7 protein-coding genes and 1 pseudogene are annotated in these 7,822 nt (G+C 69.5%); 4 read left to right on the top strand and 4 right to left on the bottom strand.

Annotation, left to right across the window (positions count from 1 at the left end; translation table 11 throughout):
• Positions 1–136: 136 nt before the first annotated feature.
• Both Q0C41_RS03930 and Q0C41_RS03935 read right to left on the bottom strand, forming a co-directional pair.
• Positions 137–823 carry an adenine nucleotide alpha hydrolase gene (locus Q0C41_RS03930; RefSeq protein WP_291981150.1) on the bottom strand — a complete coding sequence of 229 codons (687 nt, stop codon included), beginning with the start codon at positions 821–823 and terminating at the stop codon, positions 137–139.
• 121 nt (positions 824–944) lie between these two features.
• Entirely contained in the window at positions 945–3,242 is a 2,298-nt protein-coding gene (locus tag Q0C41_RS03935; RefSeq protein WP_291981151.1) for a sugar nucleotide-binding protein, read from the bottom strand.
• Here Q0C41_RS03935 and Q0C41_RS03940 point away from each other — a divergent pair.
• The 4 genes from Q0C41_RS03940 (at position 3,241) to Q0C41_RS03955 (ending at position 6,392) form a co-directional block, all read left to right on the top strand.
• Positions 3,241–3,396, top strand: coding sequence for a hypothetical protein (locus tag Q0C41_RS03940; protein WP_291981152.1), 156 nt, complete (start codon positions 3,241–3,243; stop codon positions 3,394–3,396). The genes Q0C41_RS03935 and Q0C41_RS03940 overlap by 2 nt on opposite strands.
• Positions 3,393–3,779 carry a hypothetical protein gene (locus tag Q0C41_RS03945; protein ID WP_291981153.1) on the top strand — a complete coding sequence of 129 codons (387 nt, stop codon included), beginning with the start codon at positions 3,393–3,395 and terminating at the stop codon, positions 3,777–3,779. Before Q0C41_RS03940 ends, Q0C41_RS03945 begins: the two co-directional genes overlap by 4 nt.
• Before the next feature lie 178 nt (positions 3,780–3,957).
• On the top strand, positions 3,958–4,932 hold the full coding sequence (locus Q0C41_RS03950; protein WP_291981154.1) for an SDR family NAD(P)-dependent oxidoreductase: 975 nt from the start codon (positions 3,958–3,960) through the stop codon (positions 4,930–4,932).
• Entirely contained in the window at positions 4,908–6,392 is a 1,485-nt protein-coding gene (locus Q0C41_RS03955; protein WP_291981155.1) for an NAD(P)/FAD-dependent oxidoreductase, read from the top strand. Before Q0C41_RS03950 ends, Q0C41_RS03955 begins: the two co-directional genes overlap by 25 nt.
• Here the strand turns inward: Q0C41_RS03955 and glf are convergent.
• A complete protein-coding gene (gene glf / locus Q0C41_RS03960; protein WP_291981156.1) occupies positions 6,376–7,527 on the bottom strand; it encodes a UDP-galactopyranose mutase in 1,152 nt (383 codons plus the stop codon). The genes Q0C41_RS03955 and glf overlap by 17 nt on opposite strands.
• 10 nt (positions 7,528–7,537) lie before the next feature.
• Positions 7,538–7,822: pseudogene (locus tag Q0C41_RS03965) on the bottom strand (hypothetical protein); the annotation flags it as partial.

Raw genomic sequence — 7,822 nt, forward strand, 5'->3', positions numbered from 1 at the left:
GTATCGTCGCAAGCGTTCGCGCATCGCGTGGCCAACACGCCGTGGGCGGGTCAACCGCCGCGGTGTGCGAACGAGTCAGGGAGGGCTGACGCGGCGCAGGGTACCACCGACGCGCGGGCAACGGGAAGGCGGCCTGTCAGGTGCGCGGCAGCAGATCGCCGTAGGCAAAGCGGCCGTCGCGTAGCACCACGTCGCCGCAGACAACGTCGAGCGGCGCCGCCAGGATCGGTCCCGCCGAGACGAAGGTGTGGAACTCGCCGCGTTCGCCACACGGGTCGACGCCCAGTGGCATCTCGGCGAGCAGGCGCTCGTCGAACGTGCGACCGGCGAACGCGGCGTCGAGTTGCGTGGTATCCACACAGACGAGGTGTGCGACGAAGCCGCTGGCCACGAATTCGTGGGCCAGGGCTCGCGTGCCCTGCCCCCACAGGGGGTACAGCCCCGTCAGGCCGGCGCGACGCAGCAGGGCCTCGCGGTAGGCGCGGACGTCCTCGAGAAAGAGGTCACCGAACGCGATCGTGGTCGCGTGGGGATGCAGCACTCGCGCACGACCAGCCGCGTCCATGAACGCAGCCTCGTAGTCGTCGTTGGAGCACTGCGGCTCGAGGGCCAGCTCGATCAGCGGCAGCCCGATGGCGGCCGCCTGCGCGTGGAGCAGCGACCGCCGCACCCCGTGGATGCTGATGCGTTCGTATTCGCGGGTCACACTCGTCATCAGGGCGACCACCTCGATCGCCGGATCCCGACGGAGGGCCGCCAGGGCCAGCGCGCTGTCCTTGCCGCCGCTCCAACTGAGCACGACCTGCTGAGGGGCCCCACTCACCGTGACCGCCTTGCGCGCATGGTCGCTGAGGACGGAGCGTCGTGTCTCGACATGGCGCCCAGAGTATAGACGCCTCCGGTGCTCCCGCGACCTCGCTTCTCATGACGTCCGACAGGCAGGCCTACGAGTAGACGAGCGTGGCCGGTGGCTGCAGCATCTGTCGGGACCGCGACCGGTCATCGGCTGCGCTGTGCCTCGCGCGCACGTCGTGAAGATAGCGCGCCAGGGCGTCGTCCAGCGGTGGCATGAGGAGCCCCCGCTCGCTACCAAGGGTCGAGTAGCGCGGACGCCGAGCGGCGTGACCGAAGGCATGTGACGGCACCGGTTCGATGAGGGAACCGGGCAGGCCGGCCAGGTGCGCGGCGCGCTGCGCCAGCGCGGCCCAGGTCACGCTGCCGCCGTTGGCCAGGTGCCAGATGCCCTTCTCCCGATCGATCAGCAGATCGAGGGTCACGTTGACCAGGTCCACGACGTAGGTGGGCGACACGGTCTCGTCGAGTGCGGCGCGGACCGGCTGTCCGGCGCCGAGGGACGCGAGCGTGCGCGTCAGGAAGTTGTGAGCATCCCACGGCCCGAAGAACGCCGCCGTCCGCACGACGAGGGCTTCGGGCAGCACGTGCAGGACGCGCGCCTCCATGTCGGCCTTGCTGCGGCCATAGACATTGAGGGGGGACACGGGATCGCTCTCGACATAGGGCAGGTGCAGCGACTCGTGCGCGCCATCGAACACGAGATCCGACGAGACGCACACCAGTCGCACGTCGCCGCGACTGCAGGCGGCAGCCAGCACGCCCGGTGCGACGGCGTTGGTCAGCATGCACGCCTCGACATCGTGCTCCGCCTCGTCCACGCGTACGTACCCGGCCGCGTTGATCACCGCCCAGGGACGGTGGCGCGACAGCGCGCGATCGATCGACTCGGCATCCTCCAGGTCCACGTCGCTGCGCGCGAGGAAGTGGTACGGAATCCCGCGGACATCACAGGCGCGCGCGAACGCCTGCCCCAGCGTCCCCGTGGCGCCCAGAATGACGAGCGGCCGGAGGGCACGATCCTCCATGTCCACGCCGGGCCCCGCCGGGGGGGGCGACGCGGACCGCCCCTGCATGGCCGGCCGGTCCACACGGTCGGGCCGACGCCACCACCCAGGCAGGGCCAACAGGGGATCGTCCTGCCGCGTGCGACCTGCCGAGAGGTCGCGCATCAGGTAGGCGAGAGCGGTGCGCCGCGGCACACGACTGCGCACGTCGAGGGGCCCCGGCTCGTAGAAGGTCCCGGCGGCCGTGACCAGGGCATTCCAGTCGAAGGACCCCAGCAACGACCACACCGTCACGGCGCGCACGTCCACACCCTCGGCGCGCAGGGTCGAGGCGCTGTCCCAGAACTCCTTGAGCCACCGCAACTGTTCCTCGCGCGTCGCCCCGAGATGCGCCTCGGTGATCGCGACGGGGCGCCCATAGCGATCCCAGGCGTCGCGGAGCACGCCACCGACGTCCACCGCGCACTCCAGGCAGCCACGCACGGCTTCCGTATCGATGAAAGCAACGCCGTCGGGCGTCTCGCCGCGAGGGCGGCCCTCGTGCAGGTGCACGGCATCGTCGAGGTAGCGATCACTGCTGGCGTAGTGGTTGACGCCGATCAGGTCCGGTTCGCAGTGATGTTCCGCATGCCAGGCCAGTTCCACCTCGCCGATGCCCCAGTCGAGCAGGGCGTCGTAGAGCGGATGGTCGGGCGTCACCCGGCCGCACAGCAGGTCGAGCGACAGCCAGCGGCGGTGATTGTAGAACTCGACCATGGACGCGACCGCCGGCGTTCCGTACGTCCGACCGAGATCTTCTGTCTGAATCAGCCGCGCGTGTGGATTGACCTCGCGGATGGCGCGCATGGCGAGGACCACGGCGCGGCACTGGTTCACGAGCGCCCGCGCGAACGTCGCGTCGTCGCGGCCATGCGGGTACCACAGTCCATAGAGCCCGCTGAAGCGCGCCGTCGTCAGCGGTTCGTTGACCGGCGTGTACGCCTCGATCCACGGATACCGCTCGGCCACCGACCGCGCGTAGTCGGCCAGTCCGGTGGCGAACGAGGGATCGACGAGGCTGGTGTGCCTCGGCCCGCTGCCGTGATGCGTCAGCCCGGCGATGACCCTGACGTCGAGTTCGCGCAACCGCTGGAGACGCTCGTCCGCCCACGACCAGTCGGCCAGGGCAGGGCCTTCCGGGGCGACGCGCTCCCAGAGCACGGGATAGCGAATGGCGCGGATGCCGAGCCCCGCGAAGACGGCCAGGTCGCTCATCCGCGTGGCGTGGCCGCTGCGCTCGAGCTGATCGAAGTAGACGTCGCCGACACGGTTGACCGTGCACTCGACGCCGCCCCAGAGTTCGAGGTCGCCGCCATCACGCACCGACCGCCGTGGCTCGCTCATGCTGGTCGACATGCACGAATGCCGCCGCCAGGGCACGAGCGCGACAGCGCACCAGATGACGCACCTGGGCGTAGCGACGCGGGCGGCCGGCATGTTGCAAGGCAGTGGCGTGTTCACCGCCGAAACACTGCCGTGGAGCCTGACGACACCATGACACAACCCGTGACCCTTCTGGTGGCCCAGCAGACAGAGAGTCGTGTACGGCTGGCCGGGCAACTCCGCGAACGTGGGCTGCAGGTTGTCGAGGCGTCCTCTGACGACGAGGCCTGCGGGCTGGCGGAGGTCGGTCATGTCGATGTCGTGGTCGCCGTTCACCTGCCGGGTGAGGACGGCGGACGGCATCTCGCACGCCGCCTGCAGTCGATTGCCGGCGGCGAGTCGCTGCCGGTGATCGTCGTGGGCGGCTGCGACACGTCCGACCCGGACGGTCAGGCGATGCCGGCGGCGCTGGTGGCCGACAGCTGCGAGGTCGACGAACTGGTGGCCGTGCTCACTCGCGCGGCGACCCGGGTGCGCCCCGAGCGCGTCACCGGGTGAGAGGCCACGAGAGGTGCATCCATGCAGAACGACGTGAAGCGATTCAGACCGTCAGGCTCGAGGCAAGGCACGGCGTCCGATCACGGGACCGTGCCGCGTCCGGTCCCGCAGGGCATCCCCCCGCACTGAACCGGCACGCGGTTTCGACACTCGGCGCGTCCCTTGCAATATCGCAGACATGGGACCGTCACAAGACCTCCGCAACGCCGTCGTGGTGCTCACGGGTGCCAGCAGTGGCATCGGACGCGCGACCGCCGTCGAATTCGCCCGGCGCGGAGCGCGGCTCGTGCTCGCCGCGAGGCGCCTGGACGCCCTGAACGAGACAGCACGGCTCTGTGCACCACATGCCGGCGACACCCTGATCGTGGCCACCGACGTCACCCGGCGGTCCGATCTCGAACGCCTGGTCGCGCGGACGCTCGATCGCTTCGGGCGCATCGACATCTGGGTCAACAACGCCGGCACGACGATGTTCGGGCGCCTCGATGAAGGGGACTTCGACGCGCATCGTCAGGTGCTCGAGGTCAATCTGCTTGGGCCGATGTACGCCGCGCGCCTGGTGATGCCACTGTTTCGGCAGCAGGGCCGGGGCACCATGATCAATGTCGGGTCGCTGCTCAGCCAGGTCGGTCAGGCGTTCGTGCCGTCCTACGCGATCAGCAAGTTCGGTCTGCGTGGACTGTCCGAAGCGCTGCGGTCCGACATGGCGGACCATCGCGACGTCCACATCTGTACGGTCCTTCCCTATGCGGTGGACACCCCCCACTTCGAGGAAGGCGCCAATGCCGTCGGCCGACGCTCCTACGCCATGCAGCCGGTGCAACCACCCGAGCGTGTGGCGCGCGCGATAGCCGATGTGGCCGCCCGGCCACGCCGCGAACGGTACGTGCCCCGCTACGTCCACGCGGGTCTGGCCCTGCACTGGCTGTTCCCGCGGACCAGCGAACGCCTGCTGCGGCACGCCCTGACGACGTTCCACCTCATGGGGCATCAACCACCGACCGATGGCAACCTCTTCGCGCCGGCCGGGAATCGGGGTGCCACCAGAGGATCCCGCCGGCCGATCGTCGGCAGGGTGGCCTTCGCGGTGTGGGTGCTGCAGGACCTTGCCAGCATGGGATGGCACTGGTGGCGCGGTCAGCGGCACGCGTGACGCCCGCCATCGATGTGGCCATTGTCGGAGCCGGCCCCAACGGACTGACCGCGGCCATCGTCCTGGCGCGCGCCGGCCTCAACGTCCATGTCCTCGAAGCCAGGACCTCGATCGGCGGCGGCTGTCGTACCGAGGCGTTGACCTTGCCGGGCTACCGACATGACGTGTGCGCCGCCATCCACCCGATGGCGCTCGCCTCGCCCATCTTCCAGCGTCTCGACCTGACGCGGCACGGTGTCGACTGGGCGCCCTCCCGTTATCCGCTCGCCCACCCGCTGGACGACGGACGGGTGGCACTCCTGTCGCGTTCCCTGGCCGAGACCGACGCGTCGCTCGGGAAGGACGGGGCCGCCTGGCGACGTGCGGTCGCGCCGTTCGTGGCGCACCACGGTGAGTTCTTCGCCAACGTGCTGCGTCCGGTCCGGGTACCACCGAACCCGATCCTGATGGCGCGATTCGGGCTGCTTGGCCTGCAATCGAGTCGGCGATTCGAGCAACGCTTCGAGGACGCGCCGGCTCGCGCGCTCTTTGCCGGGAGCGCCGCGCACTCCGTCCTGCCGCTGACGGCACCGGGATCGGCGTCGTTCGGCCTGGTGCTGGCCATCGCCGGCCATGCCTTCGACTGGCCCTGCGCGCGCGGGGGCTCCCAGTCGATCGTCGATGCCTTGGGCGCACTGGCCACGGCGGCCGGCTGCACCATCCACACCGGCGTGACCGTGCGCGCCCTCGAGTCGCTGCCACCGTCGCGGGCGGTGCTGTTCGACCTGACGCCCCGACAGGTGCTGGAGCTCGCGGGCGACAGTCTCTCCGCCGGCTATCGGCGACAGCTGCAGCGCTTTCGGCACGGCCCGGGCGTCTTCAAGATCGACTACGCCCTGTCTGAGCGCATTCCCTGGCGCAATTCGCTGTGCGGTGACGCGGCCACCGTGCATCTGGGCGGCACGGCGGACGAGATCGCCGCCGCCGAGGACGAGGCCAACCGGGGCGTCGTGTCCGCGCGGCCGTTCGTGCTGCTGGCGCAGCAGAGCCACGTCGATGCGTCCCGCGCTCCAGTGTCTCGGCACACGGGCTGGGCCTACTGTCACGTGCCGCATGGCGCCGACGTCGACATGACGGCGCGCATCGAACAGCAGATCGAGCGGTTTGCCCCAGGATTCCGCGACACGATCCTGGCCCGACACACGTTGACGCCGAGTGCCATCGAGGCCCGCAACGCCAACATGATCGGTGGCGACATCGGCGGCGGCGCCAACACCCTGCGCCAGTTCCTGATGCGACCGACCGTCCGCTGGAACCCCTACACGACATCCAACCCGAGGCTGTTCCTCTGCTCGAGCTCGACGCCGCCGGGAGGCGGCGTCCACGGCATGTGCGGGTTCTGGGCGGCGACGACGGTGCTGCGTCGCGTGTTCGGACGGAAGGTCCCCGCCGACCTCTCCCCCGTCACCGCGCCGGCGTGACCTCGTCCACCGGGGCGGCGGCCACAGCGCGATCGCGGCGCGCGCGCCCCGTCAGTGTCGAGAACACGGTCAGGGCCTGCGCTGTGACCTGATCCATGTTGTAGTACCGGTAGGTCCCCAGACGGCCCACGAAGTGCACGTCGGGCGTCGCGTCTGCCAGTGCCTTGTCGCGCTGATAGAGCGTGGCGTTCTCCGGCCGAGGCACCGGATAGTACGGATCGCCGTCGGCCTGCGGGAACTCGTACACGACCGTGCTCTTGTGATGCACCTGGCCGGTCAGGTGCTTGAACTCGGTGATGCGGGTATACGCCTGATCGTTCGGGTAGTTGATCACCGCCACCGGCTGCACCTGTGGGGCGTCGAACGTCTCGAACACGAACTGCAGCGACCGGTACGGCAACCTGCCGTAGCAGTAGCCGAAGTATTCATCGATGGGACCGGTGTAGACGAGCGAGTCGTATGCCACCTCGTCGCGGATCTCGGCAAACGACGTGTTGAGCATCACCTTGATGTTGGGGTGATCGAGCATGCGCTCGAACATCCGGGTATAGCCGCGCCGCGGCATCGCCTGATAGGTGTCGGTGAAGTAGCGGTCGTCGCGGTTGGTCCGGACCGGCACGCGCGCCGTCACCTGTGCGTCGAGCTCGGACGGATCCATGCCCCACTGCTTGCGGGTGTAGTTCCTGAAGAACTTCTCGTACAGTTCCCGGCCGACACGGCTGACGATCACGTCCTCGGACGTCCGCACCCGATCGCACGGCTCGGCGGCCGCGTTGAAGAAGCCCTCGACCTCCTGTGCGGTCAGTGACAACCCGTAGAGACCATTGACGGTGTCGAGATTGATCGGGATGGGGAGCAACTGCCCGTCGACCGACGCCTTGACCCGGTGCTGATACGGACGCCACTCGGTGAACTGGCCCAGATAGTCGAACACCTCCCGGGAGTTCGTATGGAAGATGTGGGGCCCGTAGCGATGCACCAGCACGCCGGCCTCGTCGTGATGATCGTAGGCGTTGCCCGCGATGTGCGGCCGCTTGTCGATCAGCAGCACGCGCTGCCCATCGATTCGTGCCAAGCGCTCGGCGAGGACGCTGCCCGCGAACCCCGCCCCGACAATCAGGTAGTCGAACGCCATGTCGTCCCCCTCAGGCGGTCGGGCCGGCGGCGACGGTGCCGACGGGAGCCGACGTGGTGGCCCGGCCCTGCGACGCGCGCGACGCCTCGCGAGTCACGGCGTCGATCAGCGTCTGCATGCGCTGCCACGTGCGGTCCCACGACATGCCCGCCAACATGGCGTCGGCGCGCGCGAGGTGCGCCGCGCTGCGCGGTGGCGCGTGGACGCCCGAGGTCACGCCACCGCGTCCCTCGGCGAGGGCGGCGTCCAGCGCCGCGGCGAACGCCTCTGGCGTGTCGGCGATGCGGGCCAGACC

Source organism: Luteitalea sp. (assembly GCF_022842525.1).
Lineage (GTDB): Bacteria > Acidobacteriota > Vicinamibacteria > Vicinamibacterales > Vicinamibacteraceae > Luteitalea.